Source organism: Paraburkholderia sp. SG-MS1, from assembly GCF_012275575.1.
In the GTDB taxonomy this organism is placed as follows: domain Bacteria; phylum Pseudomonadota; class Gammaproteobacteria; order Burkholderiales; family Burkholderiaceae; genus Paraburkholderia.
In genome coordinates, this window is sequence record NZ_NPIH01000111.1 from 15,866 (window position 1) to 40,150 (window position 24,285).

Below are 24,285 nucleotides of genomic sequence, written 5' to 3' on the forward strand. Positions count from 1 at the left end.
CAGCGCGTTCAGAAGTTGTGCCGCAACCCGACGATCACAGAAAGCTGCTTATCCGAGTCTGAGTTGACGATATTCGGAATCTGCGCGAGGTTCTGCGTGGCGCCCGTCGATGGGTCGATCGCCAGCCCCGCGCCCGACGACTTCTGCCCGATCGCCACCGCATACACCGCGGTGCGCTTCGACAAGCTGTACACCGCCCCCAGATTCACCTGATGCACCCGCGTCGACGCGCTGCCCGACGGTCTGGCGTCGTTGAAAATATAGGCGAAGCCTAGCTGCAAATCGGGCGCCAGCGCGTACGTGGTATTCAATTCGGCGATATCGAACGAAATATCCGCGCCGTCGGGCCGCGCTGTACTCGCGAAGTACTGACTCTGCGACAGCCGCGTATGCGTGTAAGTCAGCGCCACGCTCGCCTTGCCGAACGCATAGGAACCCCCTGCCCCGACTATTCGCACCTTGCTCGCGTCCTGCAGCAGGCAGTACGACGCGCCGGGGTTCGCGCAACTGAAGTCGCCGATATAACCGTTGGCGCCGCCCAATGCCGCGTCCAGCGGCTGATTCAACTCCAGATATCCCGCGCTCAGCGACAACGGCCCGTGCACGTAATTCGCGGCGAGCGCCCATCCCTTGTTGCGTGAAAAATCGCCCGCGACGCCGCCGAGACTGAACAGCCCGCCGAGCGTGAAGCCGCCGAAGCTCGGGCTGATGTACTTGATCGAGTTGTTGAAGTTGAACGCCTCGTTCAGATTGTCGACGTCACCGAAATGCGAGCCGTACAGCGTCGCCCAATTGTTGCTCGACACATAGGCGCCGAGGAAATCGGAGAACGGATCGTACTGGCGGCCGAAGGTGAGCGCGCCGTATGTACCGTTGTTCAGACCGACCCACGCGTTGCGGTTGAACAGCGTGTTCGATTGCAGCATCGCGCCGTTGCCGATCAGGAAGCTGTTCTCCAACGTAAAGTTGACCGTCGTGCCGCCTCCGATGTCCTCCGTGCCCATCAGGCCCCAGCGCGACGGCACCAGGTTGCCGCCCGCCAGCTGATAATTCGAGTGGCCGCTGGTGCTGCCGTCGGCGTGCGTCGTCTGCTGGTTGCTGGTGTAGACGAGGCCGGCATCGACCGTGCCGTACAGCGTGACTGAAGATTGCGCGTGTGCGCCCATCGCGAGGCCGAGCGCGGCCAGCGCAAGCGCCGAGCGCTTGACGAATTTTTCTGCCATGTTTTTGCCGGAAAGTGAGGTGAGCTGTGGTGAGCGTGGACTGATGCGCAGAGACGCTTACTGGCCGAAGCCCGCGTAGATGTCCGGCCGCTTCTTGCGCAGGATGAGACCGATCAGCACGCCGACGAGCGCCACGGCGAACACGATCCAGGGGAAGGACTTGACGATCGGGCTATCGGAGCCGCTCAGCGCATCGAGATTGCGCACGAGAATCACGCCGATATACAGCAGGCCGAGTCCGCCGAGCAGCGGCGCGAGGAACGAGTGCCACACGCGGGTATCCTTGCGCGTCTTGCGGAAGAACGCGATCACCGAAAAACTCGTCACCGCTTGCAGCATCACGATGCCGATCGTGCCGAGCGCCGAACTCCAGCTGAACACGATATTGAACACGTCGCTGCCCGACGCGATGAACAGACCGAGCAGCACGCACACGGACAGCGTTTGCAGATAGCTCGCGACGTACGGCGAACGGTATTTTTCATGCACGCGGTTCAGCGCTTGCGGCAGGATGCCTTCGAGGCTCAACGCGTGGATATAGCGCACCAGCGTGTTATGAAACGACAGCAGACTCGCGAAGATACTGCTGAGCAGCAGGAAGCTCATCACCGTCGTGACCGCGCCACCCAGGTACTTGCCGGATTGAATGAACCAGAAATCGCCGGGCTCTCTGGTCGCGACGTCGACCACGTCGGCGAGACCGTACGCGCAGACGATGGTCCACGTGACGAAGGCGAAGAACACGAGGATCAGTATGACCGACACGTACGTCGCGCGCGGCACGGTCACTTTCGGATCGCGGCATTCCTTGCCGTAGATCGCGGTGGCTTCGAAACCGATGAACGACGCGAACGCGAACATCACCGCAATGCCGAGGTGGCCGCTGAAAACATGCTGCGGCGAGAGCGGCGCGAGCGTGAGGCCGTTGGGCCCGCCGCCGTGGATCACGATCGCAATCGCGAGCAGCAGGAGGATGCCGAGTTCGAGACACATCAGCACGCCGAGCAGGCGGCTATTCAGATCGATGCCGCGAATGCCGGTGAATTGCACCACCGCCACGCAGATCAGCGAATAGCCATACCACGGCAGCGCGGTATGCAGCAGCGGCGACAGGATCACCGTGCAGAAGAATCCAAACAGTCCGTACAGCGCGATCTGGATGAACGTGTACGACATCAGTGCGACGAGCGCGCCGGCCATGCCCAACGGCCGCCCGAGTCCCGCGGTGATGTAGGCGTAGAACGCACCGGCACGCACCACGTGCCGGCTCATCGACGCAAAGCCGACGCTGAAGATCAGCAGCACGAGCCCGGCGATCACGAACGCGCCAGGAATGCCCGCGCCGTTGCCGAGACTGATCGCAGGCGGCACCGCGCCGAGCATGCCGGTCAGCGGCGCCGCCGCGGAAATCACGAGAAACACGATCTGCCACAAGCCCAGCGTATTGCCCTTCAATTCCACGGGGTTCTCCGCGTCGACCAGACTGGTCGGCGAATAGGGTTCGTTCATCGCTGCCTCTATGTTATTGGCTAGTCTGAAACTCGCCAGAACCCCTTGCACTGCTGGTTATGGCGCTCGCTTGACCGACGTCAACTGCTTCGGGATGAGCGCATGGTAGGTAGCTAAAAAATAAAGCGACTTCGCGAACTGCGCCAAATTTTCGATAAAGCGCGCCAATGCGGGCGGACCCTGAATTCACCGGTCTGCAGCAGATACTTAGGAACCCAGACGTTATTTTCCGGTGTGGTCAGCGCGAGGTCTCACGATATTTTCAGAATGAAAGCAGCACGCGTATACGCGGCGCGTCTATTTTTTCCAGCTGCGTGTGGCGCGCCATAACACGGTCGCGTCGGCATAACCGACCGCACGCGCAATCGCCGCATTGGTGAGCCCGTCGCGTTCGAGCAATCCCGCGACGCTGCGCTGCCGCTCCTCGCGCAGAATCTGCCGCACAGAGGTGCCTTCCTGCGCGAGATGCCGTTGCAACGAGCGATGCGAGAGGCCGAGGTCTTTGGCAATGTCGGCGACGATCAGTTTTTCATGCGCAAGCCGCCGCGTAATCAGATCGCGCACCTGCTCGACGATGCTGTGCGGCATCGCATCGTTCGCAATCAGATCGGTCGCGTGGCGCTCCATCATGCGCGCCATTTGCGTGTCGGCGCTTTTGAGCGAAGCATCGAGATCCTGCGGACGCAGAATCACACCATTAAAAGGCTGCTGAAAGCGCACCGGTACGCGAAAGATCCGCGCGTAGGGTTTGAGATCGGCGGGCGCCGCGTGTTCGAAATGCACTTCGACCGGATTCCATGCGGCGCCGCGCACGAGCCGGATCATGTTGCACATGGTCGACAGGCTGTACTCCGCATCCTGGCGGCGCGGCCAGATTTGCGGACTGGCGATCTGGTAGGTCCAGATCGGCCACTCGTCGTCGCGCAGCACTTCGCAGCTCGTCGTGTTTTGCCACGAGGCGAGCGCGAGCGTGAACTTGCGCATCGCCGCGTTCAGCGTCGGCGACGAAAGAAAGACGAGGCCCGCCGGCCCCAGTTCCGTCAACTGCAATTCGCTGCCGAGCCGCAAGCCGAGCGATGCTTCGCCGAGCACTTCGGCCGCGCGCTCGAAGGCCGCCACGTAACGCGTGAGCGGCAGGATTTCATACGGATTGGACAGCAGCCGCCGGCTCATCCCGAACGCTTCGAGCAGCGCGTCGCAATCGGCGCCCGACTGATCGAGCGCGCGCACGACCGGTCCCATCACCGCCGCGCGAATCATCGGGAAACTGCCATTGAGCGTGACTTTTTTCATGTTGAGCGTCTCCTCTCCAGTCTGCGCTGTCGTGTTGCCCGAGTCGTTTCCTCTGGCGCACTTTATCGCTCAATTGGCGCGATAAGCAAGCGCGAAAATATTATTGGGCTCCTACGATTTGCCATCGACTCAGCGTGCGCCGCGTGTCACCGGTGCCAAGCGGCCCGCTGTCTGGTCCAGCCAACATCTTGACGGGAATCTTATGAACACGAATGCCACGAAAGCTGCGCACCCTATCGTTCATCCGCTCGACCCACTGAGCGGCGAAGAAATGCAGCTTGCCTGCGATCTCGTGAAGGCTGCCGAAAAACTCGATTCACACGCCCGTTTTCCGATGGTCGAATTGCGCGAACCTCCGAAAGCCGAAGTGCTCGCGTTCAAAGCCGGCGAGTATTTTTCGCGCATCGCATTCGTGCTCGCGATCGACCGATCGAATGGCGCGACGATCGAATTCGACGTGGACCTGAGAGAAAAACGCATCGCGGCGCGCCGGGTGTTGCCGTTCGACCAGGCGCCTTACGGCCAGCCGCCCATCATGATCGACGACTTCATGAACGCCGAGCAGATCGTCAAGAACGATGAAGCGTGGCGGGCGGCGATCATGAAGCGCGGCCTCAGCGAAAAGGACCTCGAGCGCGTGCAGGTCGATCCGTTCTCGGCCGGCTGCTTCGATCGCGAGCACGAAAACGGCCGGCGTCTCGTGCGCTGCGTGAGCTACTACCGCGAGACGCTGACCGATAATGGCTACGCGCATCCGATCGAAGGCGTGCTCGCGGTGGTCGATCTGCTCGACAAGAAAGTGATCGAGCTGATCGACGACGGCCGCATCATTCCCATTCCGCGCGCCAAACACAACTACGACACGCCGAGCCTCGGCCAGCCGCGCAGCACGCTCAAGCCGCTGTCGATCAATCAGCCCGACGGCCCGAGCTTCACGATCGACGGCTGGCACGTGAGCTGGCAAAACTGGACCTTCCGCGTCGGCTTCACGCCGCGCGAGGGGCTCGTGCTGCACCAACTGTCGTGGGACGACGGCAAGCGCGCGCGGCCGGTCATCTACCGCGCGAGCGTCACGGAAATGTGCGTGCCCTACTCCGATCCGAGCACCAATCACTACTGGAAAAGCGCGTTCGATGCGGGCGAGTACGGGCTCGGCAAGCTCGCGAACCAGCTCGAACTCGGTTGCGACTGCCTCGGCACGATCCGCTATTTCGACATCCCTTGCGCCGACGACTTCGGCAACGCGTTCGTGATGAAGAACGCCGTCTGCATGCACGAAGAAGACTACGGCACGCTGTGGAAGCACTATGAATTCCGCACCGGCGTATTCGAAATGCGCCGCTCGCGCCGTCTCGTGATTTCGTTCTTCGCGACGGTCGGCAATTACGACTACGGCTTTTACTGGTATCTGTATCAGGACGGCACGATCCAGCTCGAATGCAAGCTGACCGGCATCGTCCAAACCTCGGCGGTGGCCGACGGCGACACCTATCCGTGGGGCGGCATGATCACGCAGAACCTCGGCGGCCCCACGCACCAGCACTTCTTCAATGCGCGCATGCACATGATGGTCGATGGCGAGCGCAATACCGTCACCGAACATGAATTCGTGCCGCGTCCGATCGGCGATACGAATCCGTACGGCAATGTGTTCGATACGACGAAGCAGGTGCTGAAGACGGAGAGCGAAGCCGCGCGCCTCGCGAATGGCCGCACGGGCCGTTATTGGAAAGTCACCAACCCGAACGTGAAGAACGCCGTGGGGGCGAATCCGGGCTACAAGCTGATCGTCAACGACTCGCCGCTGATGCTCGCCGACGAGCGTTCGAAGGTGCGTCAACGCGGCGGCTTCGCGACGCGTCACGTGTGGGTCACGCCGTTCGATCCGGCCGAGCGCTATGCGAGCGGCGACTATCCGAACCAGCATTCCGGCGGCGACGGCTTGCCGCGTTATATCGAGGCAAACCGCCACATCGAGAACGAAGACCTCGTGTTGTGGCACAGCTTCGGTCACACGCACGTGTGCAAGCCCGAAGACTTTCCGGTGATGCCGGTCGAGTACGCCGGCTTCATGCTCAAACCGAATAATTTTTTCGCAGGCAATCCGACGATGGACTTGCCCGCCGAGCGCGATCTGAACAGCGTCGAAGATGGCAAGCCGACGGACCATGGCTGCTGCAAGCACTGATCCGTTGCGGCCCGCCGCGCAGCCCGCCAGCGGCTCGGCAAGCGTGCTTGCCGCATGCGCGGCCGGTTCGGCTTGCGTGCTGATCGCAGGCGGCGGCGCCGCGGTGTCGATGCGCGGCGGCCTCGGCCACCCCGCGAGCTCGCTGTGGATGAGCGCGCTCGCGCTCGCGACGATGATGGCCGCGCCGCTGCTGATGGCACGCTCGACCCGCCGCCGCACCACGCTCGCAAGCGCGACCACCTTGATCGTGACGATGAGCGCGATGAATGCGTTACCGACGTATCTGAACGGACTGCAGCACGGCGGCGTGCTTGCCGCGTTGATGATCGCAGCAGGCGGCGCTTTGCTGTTTTGCTGGCGGCAACTGAGCGGCACGGTCGCCAATGATCGTCATCACGCGAATGACCCCGCGCAAACGACGCGCGCAGCAAGCACAACGGCGCTGCTCGCGTTGCTCGCGGGCATGTCGAGCGGCAGTCTCGCGCGCTTCCAGTTGTTTGCTGTGTGCGGCGCAGGCGGTGCGAACGGCGTTCAACCGCTCTGGCACATCGCGCTCCTGCTGGCGGCAGTATGCGCGCTGGCCTGCTACGCCGAGCGCTCGCGCAACGACCGGATGCTGTCGACGTTGTACGTCGCACGCGCGCTGCTGATCGGGACGCTCGCAACCGTCGATAACCCCGCGCTCGCCCCGCTCGCGGCAAAACTATTTCTGCTGCTCGACTGCCTGACGATCCCGGCCCTCGCGAATCTGGGGGGCAACACGAGGCGAGCGCTAAACGCGAGTTGTCCCGGTATCGCGCATCACATCGGCATGCTGGCAGGCGCAGCCTTGTCGACTGCCCCCTACTTTTTCGGCGACGGATTCGTCGTGCTGTTCGGCATCAGCGCGGCCGCGAACCTGATATGCGCCGCGTCGCTCGCCATCCATTGGCCCGGCACGAAGACGTTGCACTTGCACGCACACCGGTATCACAACGAGGCGCGCTCATCCGGCTAGCGCCGCACCGGTTGCGCCCACGACCCACGGACTCACGACGCACTCAACGGAGACGAAGCACCATGAGCGAACACCATCACGCAGCGGCAGCGTTGCCGCAGACCATGTTCATCAACGGAGAGAAAACCCGCAGCGCCGCGGGCAAAACGTTTCCGGTCTTCAATCCGGCCACGGCGGAAGAACTCGCGCAGATTCCCGATGCTTCGGAGTCGGACATCGATCACGCGGTGAGAACTTCGAAAGCCGCCTTCGAATCCGATGCGTGGCGCAGAATGCCGCCGGCCGCGCGCGAGCGTCTGCTGCTCAAACTCGCCGACCTCGTCGAACACCATACCGACGAACTCGCCGCGCTGGAAACGCTGAACCAGGGCAAGCTCATCGGCTTCTCGAAGATGCTCGAAGTGTCGGGCAGCGTTCAATGGCTGCGCTACATGGCCGGCTGGGCGACCAAAATCGAAGGGACCACCTTCGACCTGTCGATTCCGTTCCCGCCGGGCACGCGCTACAACGCATCGACCCGCCGCGTGCCGGCCGGAGTCGTCGCGGCCATCGTGCCCTGGAATTTCCCGCTGCTGATGGCGGTCTGGAAAATCGCGCCGGCGCTCGCATGCGGCTGCACCGTCGTGCTCAAGCCCGCGGAAGAAACGCCCTTGACCGCGATCCGTCTCGCCGAACTCGCGCACGAAGCGGGCTTTCCGCCGGGCGTGTTCAACGTGGTCACCGGCCGGGGCGAAACCGCTGGTGCGGCGTTGGTGAGGCATCCTCTGGTCAACAAGGTCACGTTCACGGGATCGACCGAGGTGGGCCGCATCATCGGCCGCCAATGTGCTGAAGATCTGAAGCGCGCGTCGCTGGAGCTGGGCGGCAAAAGCCCGGTGATCGTGCTCGACGACTGCGACCCACGCAAGGCGATCGAAGGCGCGGCCGGCGCGATCTTCTTCAATCACGGCCAGGTGTGCACGGCGGGCTCGCGCCTCTATGTGGCGCGCTCGATCTACGATGAAGTCGTGCAAGGTGTCGCGGCGGTGGCCGACGGCATCGCGCTCGGCTCGGGCTTCGATGCGGCGACGCAGATGGGGCCGATGGTTTCCGCACGGCATCGCGACAAAGTGATCGCCATGATCGTGCAAGGCAGGCAGGAGGGCGGCGAGATCCTGTCACGCGACGCGCATGTGGAGGGAAATGGCTATTTCGTACGCCCCACGGTGATTGCCAACCGCGCGTGCAAGCCACTGTCGGTCGTCAAGGAAGAAGTGTTCGGACCGGTGCTCGTTGCGATGCCGTACGACGACCTCGACGATGTGCTCGGGCAGGCGAACGCGTCCGAATACGGACTCGGCGCGAGCGTCTGGACCAATCAGCTCGACAAGGCGCTGCGGCTCGTGGATGGGATCGAAGCAGGCACCGTGTGGGTCAATACGCACAACATGGTCGATCCGGCGATGCCGTTCGGTGGCTTCAAGGCATCGGGCATCGGCCGCGAACATGGCAAGGCGATCATCGACGCGTATACCGGGAGCAAGTCCGTTTGTATCGCGTACTAAGCACGTAGGCGAGCGCGGCCCTTCGTCTGCATGGCGAAATCCATAGGACAAACAGCCGAAGGGCCGCGCGAGCAAACCAGTAAAATAACGGGACTTCGCGCCACCGCGCATCATGTCCCGGTCGAACATCTTGAAAACGCAAAATGCCTGCGCTGAACGCGCTCAAAACCTTCGAAGTGGCCGGCCGCACGGGGCAGCTTCACTCGCGCCGCGGAACTGCTGAAGGTCACGCAAAGCGCGGTCAGCCGGCAGGTCCGGCAACTCGAGGTGCAACTGGGCGAGACGTTGTTGCAGCGCCACCATCATCATCTGGAACTCTCTGCGGCAGGTCGCATTCTGCTGCAAGCGCTGCAGCAATCGTTCGACCGCATCGAACTCACGGTGCGCGGCCTGCAGGAAAAGACCCATCGCAACCGCTTGCGTATCAACGCGCCCCCCACCTTCACGAGCCGCTGGCTGATGCCGCGACTGGGCCGCCTGCGCGACGCGCATCCGCATCTCGAACTGAGTCTGTCGACCCGCGTCGAGGACAACCTTGCCGAATCGGGTGTGCTGGACTGCGCGACCCGTTTCGGCAATGGCGTGAAATACGCGAGCCCGGAGATCGCGGGCTTCCAGTTCGGCGGCATGTACGCGTTCAGCAACGACACGAACTTCGCGAACAATCGCGCCTATAGCTTCGGCGGTCAGTACGCGAACGGCGGCCTGCTGATCGCGGCGGCCTATCTGCAGGCGAACAATCCGGGCGCGGGCTCGACCGGCGCGATCACCGCGAACGACGCGAGCTGCATCGCCGGACGTATGCGGATATTCGGCGGCGGCATCAACTACACGTTCGGCTCGGCGACTGCAGGCTTTGCCTATACGAACTCGAACCACAAGGACCCGACCGGCAACGGCTATGTCGGCGTTCCTCTCGCCGCGCCGGGCGTGAGGCTCGACACGCTGAAGTATCAGAACTTCGAGGTGAACGGCAAATACCAGCTCACGCCTGCATTCTTCGTCGGCGCGCAGTACGTGTACACGATGCAGAACTACGACGCGTCGTCGGGCACGGTGAAGCCGAAGATTCACTCGGTCGGCCTGATGGCGGACTACAACCTGTCGAAGCGCACGGACGTGTACGTGCAGGGCGTATATCAGAAGGTCGCGGGCGATTCGACCGGTCGATTTTCGACAAGGCGTTCATTGCTGGCGTGCAGGCGCCCTCGTCGACGGATACGCAGGTGGCCGTACGGGTCGCGTTGCGGCACAAGTTCTAGGAACGCGGGGCGGCGGTGCGGATCGTTGGAACGTGGCCGCGCCTACGTGGTGAGAAACCCGGGCGCCGATGAAGTCCCTCACCCCTCCACCATCGCCTTCAATCTCGACAACGCCCGATCCCACTGCTGCGAAATCGCGTCGAGCGCGCGGCGCGCTTCGTCGAGATGGGCCGGCTCGAACGCCCACAAGCGCTCGCGGCCGACCTTCACGTCGCGCACGAGACCCGCGTTCGCGAGCACCTGTAGATGCTGCGTGACCGACTGCCGCGTGATCTCCGTGCCCGCAGTCAATTGCGCGATCGACATCGCACTGCCCGCACATAAGATCGCGATCAGCCGCAGACGCGTTTCGTCGCCGAGTGCCGCGAAAATCGGCGCTGAGTTCTTCAGCGCCGACGTTTTCAGACTCGCATTGGCCGACGCGGTCCTAACCTTTGGCGACATGCTTTTCGATGTTGAGCAGCTGATGATCCCAGCCGCCGCTGTTCATGCGGAACGCCTCGTCGCGACGCGCGGCCGGAATCCGGTCGAAGCCCGATTCGACGACACGCAGCAAAGTGCCCGCCTCGACTTCGGTCAGCTCGAATACGACGAGCGTGGTCGGCTCCGGCGAGTAGTCGACCGTTGCGTCGATCGCGGCCGGATGCCAGCGCCACGACAGATGATGCTCGGGCTCGACGCGCTCGATCAGCAGGTCGATGACGAGATGCTCATAGCCAGGATAAGTCAGATTGGCTTGCACGGTGTGCCCCGCAACGAACTGCTTGCCAGCCAGATTCATGCCGAACCATGTGCCGAATTCCTCGGCATTGGACAGCGCGCGCCAGACCCGCGAGCGCGGCGCCTTCAGCAGAATCTGCTTTTCGATGCGATCGGTCGATGTGTTCATATGCAGCCTCCTGACTGCATATTAGAAAACCGTCACGTAATATGCAAGGAATTGACTGCGTATTTCTCAAGCGGATTTTCGTAGGATCTTCACGGTTCGCCGCGCTCATTCTCATGAAGCAACGTGCATCCGGCAAATTCGTGAGCGTGAACCGTGCGGCTGGATGCGCCGGGCATTCGCGCCGCGGCACTGCCGCGACGCGTGCGTCCCCTTCCACGTCCACGCTCGGCGGCAGCCCTGTCTGACTCGTGAGACCACACGCGGCGCTCAGGCGCCGCCGCGTCCCGTCTTTCTCGTGGCATCACTCGGTGGCGTGCACGTGCATTACACCGGCTTGCATCGACCACGCCATCCACGGACGGCGCAGGGCGACAATCGCCACAAACGCGCAGGCGGCCAGTGCGCCGAACGTCGCAAAGCCCATCTGATAGCTGCCCGTGCTTTCCTTGGCAATGCCCATCACGACCGGCAGATAGAAGCCGCCGATGCCGCCCGCCGCGCCGACGATGCCCGACATCAGGCCCGTGCGGCCCGCCCAGCGATGCGGCACCAACTGGAAGGTCGCGCCGTTGCCGAGACCGAAGGCCACGTACAGGCACAACAGCAACGCGATGCCGCCGGAGAGCGAAGGCATCGCCGCGGCAAACACGAAGTCGCACAACGAAATGATCGCGAGCAGGACGGTCAACGCGCGCACGCCGGACACCTTGTCGGCGATCAGCCCGCCGAGCGGCCGCACCATGGCGCCCGTGGCGGCGAGCAATGCCATGAACAGGCCGGCGTCGATCTTCGACAACTGATACAGGTTCGTGAGCAGCAGCGACACATACGAGGACATGCCGACGAAGCCGCCGAACGTGATGCTGTACACGAGCATGATGACCCACGTATCGCGTTCGCCGAGCACCGAGCGATAGCGTTGGGGCAGCACGGCAATCGCGAGCAGCGCGCCGATCACCGGCAACAGCAGCACACCGGTCTTGCCCGATCCGAACAACCCGGCCTCGACCAGCAGCACCAGCACGATCAAACCGCCGAGCGTCACCGCGAAGCTGCCGAATGCGCGCAGCACGCTGCCGGATTTCACGCCCGCGTCGTTGGCCCAGAAGTACAGCGTGATCGCGGCGATCGCGAGCAGCGGCAGCGCGCCGCCGGCGGCCATCTGCCAACCGTAGTGCGTCGCCAGTTGCGGGAACAGGAAGCCGTCGAGCACCGCGCCGATATTGCCGGCTGCAGCGAGGCCCAGCACCAGGCCCTGCACTTTCGGCGGATAGTTGCTGCCGGCCATTGGCAGCGCCACCGCGAAGCTCGCACCGCCGACGCCGAGGAACACGCCGAGCACGAGCAGCATTTCGTACGACGGCACGGACTGCATCAGCGGCAGCACGATGGTCGGCACCGCCGACAGCAGCACCCCCATCAACGCAATGCGCTTGCCATGCGCCGACTGATACAGATTGCCGAGCGTCACGCGCAGAATCGCCGCCGATAGCACCGGCACCGCAACCAGCAGGCCCTGTTGCGCGGGCGTCATTGCAATGCTCTTGCTGATGAACGGTGCAAGCGGTCCATACAGCACCCACACGGTAAAGCCGGTATCGAAATAGAGAAAGCACGCTACCAGCGCGCGCCAGTCTCCACTCTTAAGGGAGCTCATCACGTTTTTCATCAGGCATCCTCATAAAACTGATTTTTCGACTATCCGGCAATGGCGTCGCGCGCCATGCACCAGCCAGTCACACTATTGAAAACCGATCTGAACATGCAACGTCCATGCCATCCGGGGTGGTCTTCTGAAACTTTCCTGCTTCCTCTTCTTGATACCTTGCGCGCCTGGCCGAAGCCGCGTCGATGCAGTGCGTAGGTTCAATAAACGTCGCGTGCATAGCGCTTTTCGCGCGCGAGACGGCTCACGTATTCGGCCGCCTTCTCGTCGCTCATGCCGCCGTGCGTGGCGACCACATCCTTGAGCGCCGCGTCCACATCGCGTGCCATCCGGTTCGCGTCGCCGCACACGTAGAAATGCGCACCGTCTTCGAGCCAGGCCCACAGTTGCGCACCTTGCTCGCGCATGCGGTCCTGCACATAGATCTTGTCGGCCTGGTCGCGCGAGAACGCGAGGTCGAGTCGGGTCAGCACGCCGCTGTCGCGCATCGCTTCGAGTTCGTCGCGATAGTAGAAATCGGTGGCCGCATGCTGCTCGCCGAAGAACAGCCAGTTGCGGCCCTTGTCGCCGCATGCGCGGCGCTCGTGCAGAAAGCCGCGAAACGGTGCGATGCCCGTGCCCGGGCCGACCATGATCATCGGCGTGTCAGCGCTGTGCGGCGGGCGAAAATGCGCTGATTTCTGCACGAATACGGGCACCTCGGTCTCGCTCGCGCGGTCCGCGAGAAAGGTCGACGACACCCCTTTTCGATGACGCCGCGCGTTGTTGTAACGCACCGCCGAGACGGTCAGATGCACTTCGCCCGGATGCGCTTTCGGGCTCGACGCGATCGAGTACAGACGCGGTTGCAAACGCTTGAGCATGCCGGTCAATTCGGTGGCCGAGAGGTTCACCGGAAATTCGTGCAGCACATCGGCAAGCTGCTGACCCCACAACCATTGCTTGAGGTCCGCCTTGCGTTCGGGCGTGAGCAGATCGCGCAGCGCGCCGTTGCTGCTGCGCGCGGCGATGAACGCGAGCGCATCCGCTCCTGGCCGCGCGATTTCGTAATGCTTGCCGAGCGCATCGGCAAGCCGCATGTCACCCGCGCCGGCCACGTTCACCGGCGCATCCGCGCTCAGGCCGCTCAGCGTGATCAATTCATCGACGAGTTCGGGGCAGTTGCTCGGCCAGACGCCGAGCGCATCGCCCGCTTCGTATTCGAGGCCCGAATCGCCCGTACTCAGCGAGAAATAACGGGTGTCCTTCGCCGCGCCCTGGCGGTTCAGGCGCAGATTGCTGACGAGCCGCGACGCGGCAGGGCGCGCTTTGGTCGGCACCGCGCCGGGCACCACCGCGTTGATCATGCCGGCGGACGGCACCGCATGCAGCGCCGCGTCTTCTTCGTTGATGCGCACGATGATGCGCTCGAGCCACGCATCGGCGCGCTGCTGATACTCGCCGTCGCAATCCACGCGGTCCATCAGACGAAGCGCGCCTTGCGCGGCGAGGCGTTCGTCGAGACGGCGCCCGTGTCCGCAGAACTGATCGTAATTGCGGTCGCCGAGCGCGAGCACGGCGAAGCGCACGCCGTCCAGACGCGGCGCATCGTCGGCGCTCAAATGCGTCCAGAAGCTTTGCGCGTTATCGGGCGGATCGCCGTCGCCGAACGTGCTCGTCATCAGCAACACGTACTGCGCTTTGGCAAGCGCCGGCAGCGGATAGTCCGCCATGCAAGCGGTGCGGATTTCGAAGCGCGACTCCATCAGACGCGTCGCATAGCGCTCGGTCAGCGATTCGGTGTTGCCGGTTTGCGAGGCCCACAGCAAGGTTACTTTGGGACGCGCGCGCACGATCCGTACGCCGGATGCCTGCGCCGAGGCGATATCCGTTTGCGCGCACGTGAGTGCGGACACGGCTGCGGGCGCCGCCGCGCTGCGGCTATAGAGACCGGCCAGCAGACCATCCACGTGAAGGCGGTTGGCCGTCTCGAACGGTGCGCTGCGCGGCAGAACCGGCACGCTGTCGATCCCCTGTGCTTCAGCCGAACGCAAGCCGCTGACGAACCCCGACAGATAGGCGCGCTCGGCGTCGCTCAGCGACGGCGCGGGCGTCGGCGGCAATTGCAGAAGGCTGGTGAGTGCATCGATACGGGGCATGTCCTGATCCTTGATGCTGTCGGTAACGGCAACCTCATTGGCTGGTACATCGTGCTGGTCTTGCGCAACCGGCTCGACGGCCTCGAGCGTCACCGGACTCAGCGCGACTGCGCAGAACTTCAGTTCGGGCTGCTGGGAAAGCGGGTCGATCGCGTCGCTCGTCACCGCGTTGATGCACAGGTCGTCGCCGAATACGTCGTTCCAGTGCATCGGCGCGAAGCAGTTGCCCGCGCTCACGCGTTCGGTGACGACCGCGGGCAGCACCGCGCGGCCACGGCGTGAGCGGATCTCGACCGGGTCCTTCGCCTTGATGCCGAGCGTGGCGGCGTCCTCGGGATGAATCTCGACGAACGGCCCCGGGTTCAGCTTGTTGAGCATGGCGACCTTGCCGGTTTTGGTCATCGTGTGCCACTGATGCTGCAGGCGGCCCGTGTTCAGCACGATCGGGAATTCGCGGTCGGGCAATTCGGCTGGAGCCGCATAAGCGCGGGCGAAAAACATCGCCTTGCCGCTCGCGGTCGGAAATACGAGCCGCGGACGGCTGCCACCGGGCAGTTCCTTCAGCGTCTGGCTCACGCCGTCGTTGAGGTAGCGAACCGGATTGCGATCGGCCGAAGCGGCGGACGCGAGCGGCCATTGCAGCGGCGTTTCCTTCAGACGGCGATGGCTCGCACCGCGCAGGTCGTAGCCGGTGTTCTGATTCGACGCACGCGTGATCTCGGCGAACACCTCTTCCGCGCTCGCGTAGCTGAACGCATCGGCAAAGCCCATTTCACACGCGACGCGCGCGATGATCTGCCAGTCGGGCAACGCGGCGCCGGGCGGCTCGATGCCCTTTTGCATCAGCGTGAGGTTGCGCTCGGAGTTGATCATCACGCCTTCGGCTTCGGCCCACAGCGCGCCGGGCAACAGCACGTCGGCGTAGCGGTTGGTCTCGGTGTCGAGGAACGCGTCCTGCGCGATCACGAGTTCCGCCGCGCGCAAACCGGCGATCGCGTTCTGGCGGTTTGCGACGCTTGCCACCGGGTTCGTGCAGATGATCCAGCACGCCTTGATGTCGCCCGCGGCCATGCGCGCGAACATGTCGATCGTGCCGTTGCCGACTTCGGTCTTCAGCGTGCCGGGCGCAATGCCCCACAGGTCTTCGACGAACGCGCGGTCCGCGTCGACCAGCACCGAACGCTGGCCCGGCAAACCCGGCCCCATGTAGCCCATTTCGCGGCCGCCCATCGCGTTCGGCTGGCCCGTCAGAGAAAACGGCCCGCTGCCGCGCCGGCAGATCTTGCCAGTCGCCAGATGCAGGTTGCAGATCGCGTTGGTGTGCCACGTGCCGTGCGTGCTTTGATTCAGGCCCATGGTCCAGCAGCTGATCCACTCCTTCGCGGTGCCGATCATCTGCGCGGCGCGGCGGATGTCGTCGGCGGCGAGACCCGTGATGCCGGCCACCCGTTCGGGCGTGTAGTCCGCGAGAAACGCGGGCAGCGCGTCCCAGCCTTCGGTGGCCTCGGCGATGAACGCGGCATCCGTCTGGCCGTTTTCGTGCAGCAGATGCAACAGGCCGTTGAGCAGCGCGAGGTCGGTGCCGGGTTTGATCTGCATGAACAGATCGGCCTTCTCCGCAGTTGCGTTGCGGCGCGGGTCGACCACGATGAGTTTCGCGCCGGCCTTCACGCGGTCCATCATGCGCAGGAACAGAATCGGATGACAGTCGGCCATATTCGCGCCGATCACGAAGAACAGGTCTGCGTGGTCAATGTCTTCGTAGGATCCCGGCGGGCCGTCCGCGCCCAGCGAGAGCTTGTAGCCACTGCCCGCGCTCGCCATGCACAGGCGCGAATTCGATTCGATGTTGTTGGTGCCGACGAAGCCCTTCGCGAGCTTGTTGACGAGGTACTGCGCCTCGATCGACATCTGACCGGACACGTAGAACGACAACGCGTCCGGTCCGTGTTCGTCGAGCAGGCCCCGCAAGCGCGCGGCGGTGGTGCTGATTGCCTGGGCCATCGGCAGCGGCACCGGGTCTTCGTCGCGCGCATGACGAACGAACGCGCTTTCCAGACGGCCCGACTTGCGCAATGCGACATGCGCGGATTGCCCCTTCGTGCACAACCGTCCGAAGTTCGACGGATGCTCCTTGTCGCCGGAGATCTTCAGGACCTGGCCGCCCTCGACATGCAGCACCATCCCGCAGCCAACGCCGCAGTAGGGGCAAACAGTTTTTACGCTAGTGGAGGACATGGCGGGCGACATCGTTCAAAGAAGGTGCTTGCGAAATTCAACGGCTTAAACAGCGACCCACACGTGACCGTCTTCCACGCGGGTCGCGAACGCTCCGACGGAATACGACGGGGTCTCCAGGCATTCGCCGGTGCGCAGATCGAAGTGATGCTTGTAGATCGGCGAGGCGACCACGACGCGCTCGCCGAGGCTGCCGATCAGTCCGCGCGAGAGTACCGCCGCTTGCGAGCCCGGGTCGAAATTCCCGATCGCGTACACCGAGTTGGCGGCGCCGTCGTCCACATGGAACACCGCCACCTGTTCGCCGTTGACCAGCGCGCAGACGCCCGTGTTCGGCACGATGTCGTCGAGCGGGCAGATGGCGGTCCAGGCACGTGGTACGCGATCGTTGTTCATGGCGGAAGTCCTCGCTAGGTGAGCAATGAGTGGTGCTGCAAAAAAATCAGACGGTCTCGACGACCACGGGGATCGCCGCCAGCGCCGTTTGCCGCTCGACGGGCGTGGCCGGGCGGATCTGCCCGCGCTCCTCGACGAAGCGCACGTTGCCGTCGGGCTCGCCGCTGTTGACGAAATGACGGAAGCGCTTGCGCGTGGCGGGATCGGTGACGGCCTTTTTCCATTCGCACTCGTAGGTGTCGATCACGTGGCGCATCTCCGCTTCGAGTTCGGCGGCCACGTCCAGGCGATCGTTGATCACCACATCGATCAGATAGGCCAGCCCGCCTTCGAGGTTGTCGCGCCACACGCTGGTGCGTTGCAAACGGTCGGCGGTGCGCACGTAGAACATCAGGAAGCGGTCGATGTAGCGGATCAACGTGTCCTTATCGAGGTCCGACGCGAGCAGCTCGGCATGGCGCGGTTTCATGCCGCCGTTGCCGCACACGTAGAGGTTCCAGCCCTTCTCGGTGGCGATGACGCCGACGTCCTTGCCCTGCGCTTCCGCGCATTCGCGCGTGCAGCCCGATACGCCGAACTTGATCTTGTGCGGCGTGCGCAGTCCCTTGTAGCGGTTCTCGAGTTCGACCGCGAGGCCCACCGAATCGCCGACGCCATAGCGGCACCACGTCGAACCGACGCACGACTTCACCGTTCGCAGTGACTTGCCGTACGCGTGCCCCGATTCGAAACCCGCCGCGATCAGTTCTTCCCAGATGAGCGGCAGTTGCTCGACGCGCGCGCCGAACAGATCGACTCGCTGACCGCCGGTGATCTTCGTGTAGAGGCCGTATTTCTTCGCGACCTGGCCTACCGCGATCAGACCATCGGGCGTGACTTCGCCGCCCGCCATGCGCGGCACGACCGAGTACGTGCCGTCGCGTTGAATGTTGGCGAGGTAGTAGTCGTTGGTATCCTGCAGCGACGCGTGCTCTTTCTTCAGCACGAAATCGTTCCAGCACGACGCAAGAATGCTCGCTACCACCGGCTTGCAGATATCGCAGCCGAGGCCATGACCGTGTTTTGCGAGCAGTTCACCGAAGCTGCGCACACCCTCGACACGCACGATGTGATACAGCTCCTGGCGCGAATACGCGAAGTGCTCGCAGACGTGGTTGTTGACCGCGAGCCCCTGCTTCTTCATCTCGGCCTTCATCACCTGCGTGACGAGCGGCACGCAACCGCCGCACGAAGTGCCCGCGCCGGTTGCGCACTTGAGCGCGCCGATGTCGGTCGCGCCCGCGCCAACGGCCGCGCACAGATCGCCCTTCGAGACGTTGTTGCACGAGCAGATTTGCGCGGCGGCGGGCAAGGCCTCGACGCCTAGCGCGGGCTTCGCGTTGCCGTCCGCTTGCGGCAGGATCAGGAATTCAGGCGCTTGCGGCAATTCGATGCGGTTCAACATCATCTGCAGCAACGTGCCGTATTCACTCGCGTCGCCGACCATCACGCCGCCCAGCAGATACTTGCCGCATTCGGATACCACGAGCTTCTTGTAGATCTGCTTGCGTTCGTCGCTGAACTGGTAGGAGCGGCTGCCCGGCGTATTGCCATGCGCGTCGCCGATGCTCGCCACGTCGACGCCCATCAGCTTGAGCTTGGTGCTCATGTCGGCGCCGGCGAATTCTGCGGTGGGTTCGGCTGCGGATTCGGCTGTGGCCGCGAGGAATTGCTTCGCCACCGTACGCGCCATGTCGTAGCCCGGCGCGACGAGCCCGAACAACTGGCCGTTCCACAGCGCGCATTCGCCGATTGCATAGATGTGCGGGTCGCTGGTGCGGCACGCGTTGTCGATCACGATGCCGCCGCGCGCGCCGAGCGTCAGACCGCATTCGCGCGCGAGATCGTCGCGTGCACGGATGCCTGCGGAGAACACGATCATGTCGGTGTCGAGATGGCTGCCGTCCGCGAACTGCATGCGGTGGGTGCCCGTTTCGCCGTCCACGATCGCCGAGGTGTTCTTCTGCGTGTGGACCGTCACGCCGAGTGCTTCGATTCTGGCGCGCAGCACGCGGCCGCCGCCCTCGTCCACCTGGACGGCCATCAGGCGCGGGGCGAATTCGACCACGTGCGTTTGCAGGCCCATGTCGCGCAACGCCTTCGCGCATTCGAGGCCCAGCAGGCCGCCGCCGACCACCGTGCCGGTTTTCGAACGCGCACCGCATTCCTGCATCGCTTCGAGATCGTCGATAGTTCGGTACACGAAGCAATCGGCACGCTCGCGGCCAGGCACCGGCGGCACGAACGGATAGGAGCCCGTGGCGAACACGAGCTTGTCGTACGGCAGCGTCTCGCCGGTCGACACCGTGACGGTGCGCGCATCGCGATCGACCGCCACGGCCTTCGCGTTCAGCTTGAGCATCACGTTCTGGCGCTCGAAGAACCCCGGTGCGACGAGTGACAGGTCGTCCGCGCTCTTGCCCGCGAAGAATTCGGACAGATGCACACGATCGTAGGCCGGCCGCGATTCCTCGCACAACACCGTGATGTCGAGACCGTGCGCGGCATCTTGCGCGAGGCTCTCGACCAGTTTGTGGCCGACCATCCCGTGACCGATAACGATGATTTTCATGAGCGCGGTGTCCTCAATGTGCTGAGCGTCGGGCGTCGCCGTCTGCATCGGGCGAAGCGATTGCGAAAATAAAAACGGCGTCCCGCGAATCCAGTCGATGACTGAATCCGGGGGACGCCGTTGTCCTGATCTGTCCTGCAAGCGAATGCTCTGTGTTGCACTCGCGCCGGATCGTCGTTGATCCGATGGCGACGCTTAATGCAAAGGCCATGCCAATCGCGCGAAATGCGCCGGGCAAGGCCGCCGCGCGGGGCTCGGCGGCAAATCGAAGGGAGCGGCGGCGAGCCCGGCGCGCGGCGCGTTTTGATGCGCAGAGGCACATGGATGGTGCGACGCAGCACCTTGCGCGTGCGAGAGCCGGGCGCGCGCACAGTGCGCTCGCGATGCTTTTGCAGCACGGCGGGCGAGACGCGGCGCGGGTTCGGGCGAGCAGGCTGACTGTCTGGCGCAGTCCTTGCCTTGAGCGTTGCGAAGTCATTGCGACGGCGCAGTCGCAATGAGACGACGAAGCACACTGGCGTGCTTCGTGTTGCATGCGCTGGATTTGAACCGGACTTGAGCCGGCTCGAACCGGTGACAAAACAGATCGTGGTAACGGACAACGGCGTCCGCTCGTGACCATCACGAGCGGACGCCGTTTTTATTTGACGCCGACGGTACGCTCACCGCCGGCGGAACCCCGCAAGACAGAAAGCTAAGGATACCGTGATGAATACGAACACCGGCAAAGTCACGCTATTGAGCGCCGGGCCGGGCGACCTCGACCTGCTCACGCTCAAAGCCGCCAGGGCGCTCGCGGCCGCCGACGTCGTGCTGCTCGACGACCTCGTGAATCCCGCGATCGTGACGCTCGCACCGCAAGCTCGCGTGATTCGCGTCGGCAAGCGCGGCGGCTGCCGCTCGACGCCGCAAGCGTTCATCGAGCGCTTGATGCGACGCCACGCGCTCAAGGGCTTGCACGTGGTGCGGGTCAAAGGCGGCGAAGCGCTGCTGTTCGGCCGCGCTGGCGAGGAACTGGCGGTGTTGCGCGACGCTGGCATCGCGGTGGAGATCATCAACGGCATCTCGTCGGGCTTTGCCGCTGCCGCGGGCCTCGGCATTTCGCTCACACATCGGCGTCACTGCCACGGTGTGAGCTTCGTCACCGCGCATATGGAGGACCACGGCGAGCCGGACTGGGCTGCGCTCGCCGCGACCCGCACGACATTGGCGATCTATATGGGAATGCGGCGGATCGGCAGTATCGCGAGCGCGTTGCTGGCGAGTCTCCCCGCCGATACCCCTGCTGCCGTCGTGCAATGGGCGGGCGGTGACGACGAACGGCGGCTCGTGACACGTCTCGATCGCCTCGCCGCCGACGCGACGCATGCGGGATTCGCCAGCCCCGCGGTGATCCTGGTGGGCGCCGCCATCGGCGAGAGCGTGGAGCGCGTGGGGGTCGAAGGTGAAGCCGTGCAAGGCATCGGGGCGCTCGCGCACGAGGCAATTGTGCACGCCGCGTGAAAGCTACTCGCGAGCCGTCTCGACGCCCACGGCCGGCGATTTCCCGCTCGCGTGACAGTTCCGCTTCGGCCGCCTGCTGGCGTCCTTCGGCGGCGAGCCGGGTCGCGATCAATTCGCGAATACTTCGAACATGCCGGGCGTGCGCGGGTTCGAGGGTTCGGCTGGCGCCGGATCGATCGCGCAGAGATTACCGAAGTAGCCGCCACCGGGAAGAATGATCGGTACGGAAATAAGCTGCAGAATTTGTAGAATCGCGCGGTGTGATGGCCGCGATAGACAGGATCGTTGTCGAAATCGTCGATCACGATCGACGCGCGCGCGGCGCGCAATTCGAAGCACAGCGTGGTGTGCAGATCGAGCTGGCCGCAGGCGGCGAGCCTGAAGTTCACTTCGTCTCGAACCGCGCGGGCGGTCCACGGCTGTTCCGTGACCCGCGCCACCGCCGCAAGCCCATACCGGTGCGCTTTCAGATCAGGCGCAGAATGGACGGCACGGCATCGATGCGTTCGACTGCCTCGATGTCGTGTGCGAGCCCGGCGTCGAGGCCGGTTTCGAACGGTAAATTATTTATTCATAGACCGGCACTGCCGGAATCCCTTGCCCAGGTGGCCTGAAAACAGAAATGGCGACGCCAGCTTCTAGCGGGACTTCAAATTGCTTACTAGCTGATACCCACCAGGAGAAGCCGGATGCCCCTGCGCCCTAGCGCCCGACTGCTGATCGCCGACGACGACGCGGATCTGCTCGCCGCCTACGCGCTCTATTTCAGTACGCATGGCTTTGACGTCCGCACCGCGCGCAACGGCCTCGACGCGCTTGCGGAGTATTGCGCATGGCACCCGCAGGCCGCGCTGCTCGACGTCGAGATGCCGCGGCTCGACGGCCGCGCGGTCGCGCGGCGTATCCGCTACGTGGCGGACACGCCGGCGCCGACGCTGGTCGCCGTCAGCGGTCTCGAACAGACGGAGGAAAAGAACGAGTCGCTACGTTCGGGTTTCAATCATCACTTCGTCAAACCGGCGCCGATGCACGTGATACTCGCGGCGTTGACGAAGCGTTTCAAACGAACCAGTGATTGAACCGGCCGGCGTGCTCTGCGGTGATGCCGTGGGTACTGTCGCCGCAGCAGCCTGGTCGGGAAGCGCGCGAGTCAATCGCCGAAGGCCAGTTCCGCTTCGACCGTTTGCCCGACCCGCAGCCGTGCGCCGGCTCCGCTCGCGACCAGCGCGTTGTTACCGAACGTGATCGCGCCGTCACGTTGCGGCTGGGCCCGATAGACGCTCATCGTATCGCTCGGTTCGTTCGGCCAGGCGGGGTCGGGCGCGCCCTTCGCCTGATCGATGGTGGGCATCGGGCAGCGTGCGCACAGCTTGACCAGTTGCAGTTGCACGGGCGGCTCGGCGTCGGAATCGCTCACGATGTTCAGCGTTTCCACATAGTCCTCTTCGTACGCGTCGAGCCCCGTCAGCACGAGATTCGGACGGAAGCGGTCAATCGGCACCGCCGGCGCGCCCTTGCCGGTGAGACGCGTGTTCAGATCGTCGAGCGAAGCCTGGCCGATCACCAGCAGCGGAAAACCGTCGGCGAACAGCGTCGTGGCGCCGCCGGTGCTGTCCGTGTAGTCGGGGTCGACCGTGCGCTCGCGCTCGGGATCGAAGCGCAGGAGCCGCGCCGGCATGCCGAGAAACTCGGAGAACCAGGCCGCGCTTGCCGCGCCGGTGTCGATGCCGTAGGCGGCGTCGCGCCAGACCTTCGTCTCGACTTTGCGCGACGCGTCGAGCCGCGTGGCATCCAGTGGCGTGCGCAACTCGCTCATGCCGGGCGCGCGCAGCACCAGTTCCTCTGCATCGAGTTTGGTTTTGATGAGCGCCATGCGCGGATACGCGCGCTGCGTGAACATTGCGCCGTCCGGATCGGTGACCATCCAGCCTCGGTCGTATTCGAGGCCGGTCGCGAAGAGGCGCGCTTCGCGCAGTGCAATGCCCGCGCAGGATTTGACCGGATAGACGAACAGTTCGCTGATTGTAGGCATGGTGTGGGGGGCGTCTCGGGTGCGTGTAGCGCGCACGGGTCTGTGAGTAAGGCTCGATTGTAAAGCCCCTTGCTCGCGGGTTTCCAGTCGGTGTGTGACTTTGACGCCCTGCCGCGCGAGGGTCGACGCCGTCTGATTTCGGCGATCCGATCGCGCTCCATGCGCCGTTGAAGCGGACCGCGTGCCGCCGCCGTTTCGTCCGGCCGCGCTTGGACGTAGAATCCCCCCAGCATGGCGCTCGCCCGGCAGCCCGGCCGCCGTGCAGTCGACCCATCGCGGAGTACGGCCGACATCGGCGGCCCGAAGCATCCCGACGATGCAGCGCGCGCCGCTGCATCACCGGATATAACTTGTAGAAGCATCCTTACCATCACCGAGACAGGAAATTCATTATGCTGAGCAAACCCGTGTTGACCGTTGCGGAAACGACCCGCATCCTCGAAGGCGCGCGTACGGAAGCCGAGACGAACAAATGGGCCGTCGCGATCGTGGTAGTCGACGACGGCGGTCATCCGCTCGGCATGCTGCGGCTAGACGGCGGTGCGCCGGCCAGCTCGTACATCGCGACGGAAAAAGCGCGCACCGCGGCGATCGGCCGTCGTGAGACCAAGGTCTACGAAGACATGATCAACAACGGCCGCACCGCATTCCTGAGCGCGCCGTTGCAAGGCACGCTGGAAGGCGGCGTGCCGGTGATCGTCGATGGCCAGGTGGTCGGTGCGATCGGCGTGTCCGGCGTCAAGTCGGATCAGGACGTGCAGGTCGCCAAGGCGGGTATCGCGGCCCTCGCGGCCTG

General features: G+C 64.1%; 17 protein-coding genes and 1 pseudogene. 8 read left to right on the forward strand and 10 right to left on the reverse strand.

Annotated elements, in window-relative coordinates:
* Positions 1 to 8: 8 nt before the first annotated feature.
* The 3 genes from CIC12_RS08320 to CIC12_RS08330 all read right to left on the reverse strand — a co-directional run bounded on the left by CIC12_RS08320 (position 9) and on the right by CIC12_RS08330 (position 4,025).
* A complete protein-coding gene (locus tag CIC12_RS08320) occupies positions 9 to 1,223 on the reverse strand; it encodes a porin (protein WP_168663667.1) in 1,215 nt (404 codons plus the stop codon).
* 57 nt (positions 1,224 to 1,280) lie between these two features.
* Entirely contained in the window at positions 1,281 to 2,732 is a 1,452-nt protein-coding gene (locus CIC12_RS08325) for an APC family permease (RefSeq protein WP_174771963.1), read from the reverse strand.
* Positions 2,733 to 3,029: 297 nt separating this feature from the next.
* The gene (locus CIC12_RS08330) at positions 3,030 to 4,025 is read right to left on the reverse strand and encodes an AraC family transcriptional regulator (protein WP_168663668.1); all 996 of its coding nucleotides are present in this window, start codon (positions 4,023 to 4,025) and stop codon (positions 3,030 to 3,032) included.
* A 202-nt stretch (positions 4,026 to 4,227) separates the two neighbouring features.
* Between CIC12_RS08330 and CIC12_RS08335 the strand changes: the two genes are divergently transcribed.
* The 4 genes and pseudogenes from CIC12_RS08335 (at position 4,228) to CIC12_RS08350 (ending at position 10,016) form a co-directional block, all read left to right on the forward strand.
* Entirely contained in the window at positions 4,228 to 6,213 is a 1,986-nt protein-coding gene (locus CIC12_RS08335; protein WP_168663669.1) for a primary-amine oxidase, read from the forward strand.
* Positions 6,194 to 7,210, forward strand: coding sequence for a hypothetical protein (locus CIC12_RS08340; protein WP_168663670.1), 1,017 nt, complete (start codon positions 6,194 to 6,196; stop codon positions 7,208 to 7,210). Before CIC12_RS08335 ends, CIC12_RS08340 begins: the two co-directional genes overlap by 20 nt.
* A 62-nt stretch (positions 7,211 to 7,272) precedes the next feature.
* Positions 7,273 to 8,754 carry a phenylacetaldehyde dehydrogenase StyD gene (gene styD, locus CIC12_RS08345; protein ID WP_168663671.1) on the forward strand — a complete coding sequence of 494 codons (1,482 nt, stop codon included), beginning with the start codon at positions 7,273 to 7,275 and terminating at the stop codon, positions 8,752 to 8,754.
* Between the two features lie 143 nt (positions 8,755 to 8,897).
* Positions 8,898 to 10,016: pseudogene (locus CIC12_RS08350) on the forward strand (porin).
* Positions 10,017 to 10,094: 78 nt separating this feature from the next.
* Here CIC12_RS08350 and CIC12_RS08355 read toward each other — a convergent pair.
* The 6 genes from CIC12_RS08355 to nirB all read right to left on the reverse strand — a co-directional run bounded on the left by CIC12_RS08355 (position 10,095) and on the right by nirB (position 19,954).
* Positions 10,095 to 10,460 carry an ArsR/SmtB family transcription factor gene (locus tag CIC12_RS08355; RefSeq protein WP_168663672.1) on the reverse strand — a complete coding sequence of 122 codons (366 nt, stop codon included), beginning with the start codon at positions 10,458 to 10,460 and terminating at the stop codon, positions 10,095 to 10,097.
* Positions 10,444 to 10,905 (reverse strand): SRPBCC family protein, encoded by a 462-nt coding sequence (locus CIC12_RS08360; protein WP_168663673.1) that lies wholly within the window; start codon positions 10,903 to 10,905, stop codon positions 10,444 to 10,446. The genes CIC12_RS08355 and CIC12_RS08360 overlap by 17 nt, the downstream gene beginning before the upstream one ends.
* 301 nt (positions 10,906 to 11,206) lie before the next feature.
* Positions 11,207 to 12,574, reverse strand: coding sequence for an MFS transporter (locus CIC12_RS08365; protein WP_168663674.1), 1,368 nt, complete (start codon positions 12,572 to 12,574; stop codon positions 11,207 to 11,209).
* A gap of 197 nt (positions 12,575 to 12,771) precedes the next feature.
* Positions 12,772 to 16,947 carry a molybdopterin-dependent oxidoreductase gene (locus CIC12_RS08370; protein WP_168663675.1) on the reverse strand — a complete coding sequence of 1,392 codons (4,176 nt, stop codon included), beginning with the start codon at positions 16,945 to 16,947 and terminating at the stop codon, positions 12,772 to 12,774.
* A 45-nt stretch (positions 16,948 to 16,992) separates the two neighbouring features.
* Complete coding sequence (nirD, locus tag CIC12_RS08375; protein WP_168663676.1) at positions 16,993 to 17,343, reverse strand: nitrite reductase small subunit NirD; 351 nt, start codon at positions 17,341 to 17,343, stop codon at positions 16,993 to 16,995.
* A gap of 46 nt (positions 17,344 to 17,389) precedes the next feature.
* On the reverse strand, positions 17,390 to 19,954 hold the full coding sequence (gene nirB, locus CIC12_RS08380) for a nitrite reductase large subunit NirB (RefSeq protein WP_168663677.1): 2,565 nt from the start codon (positions 19,952 to 19,954) through the stop codon (positions 17,390 to 17,392).
* Between the two features lie 708 nt (positions 19,955 to 20,662).
* Between nirB and cobA the strand changes: the two genes are divergently transcribed.
* The 3 genes from cobA to CIC12_RS08395 all read left to right on the forward strand — a co-directional run bounded on the left by cobA (position 20,663) and on the right by CIC12_RS08395 (position 22,536).
* Positions 20,663 to 21,457 carry a uroporphyrinogen-III C-methyltransferase gene (cobA, locus tag CIC12_RS08385; protein WP_168663678.1) on the forward strand — a complete coding sequence of 265 codons (795 nt, stop codon included), beginning with the start codon at positions 20,663 to 20,665 and terminating at the stop codon, positions 21,455 to 21,457.
* Between the two features lie 263 nt (positions 21,458 to 21,720).
* Positions 21,721 to 22,071, forward strand: a complete 351-nt coding sequence (locus CIC12_RS08390; protein ID WP_168663679.1) for a hypothetical protein — start codon at positions 21,721 to 21,723, stop codon at positions 22,069 to 22,071.
* A gap of 75 nt (positions 22,072 to 22,146) precedes the next feature.
* Positions 22,147 to 22,536, forward strand: coding sequence for a response regulator (locus CIC12_RS08395; protein ID WP_168663680.1), 390 nt, complete (start codon positions 22,147 to 22,149; stop codon positions 22,534 to 22,536).
* A gap of 71 nt (positions 22,537 to 22,607) precedes the next feature.
* Here the strand turns inward: CIC12_RS08395 and CIC12_RS08400 are convergent, their stop codons facing one another.
* Positions 22,608 to 23,489 carry an MOSC domain-containing protein gene (locus CIC12_RS08400; RefSeq protein WP_168663681.1) on the reverse strand — a complete coding sequence of 294 codons (882 nt, stop codon included), beginning with the start codon at positions 23,487 to 23,489 and terminating at the stop codon, positions 22,608 to 22,610.
* A 392-nt stretch (positions 23,490 to 23,881) separates the two neighbouring features.
* On the opposite strand from CIC12_RS08400, the gene CIC12_RS08405 reads away from it, so the two are divergent.
* Positions 23,882 to 24,285, forward strand: a 404-nt coding sequence (locus tag CIC12_RS08405; protein ID WP_168663682.1) for a heme-binding protein, incomplete at its 3' end; no start/stop codon positions are given.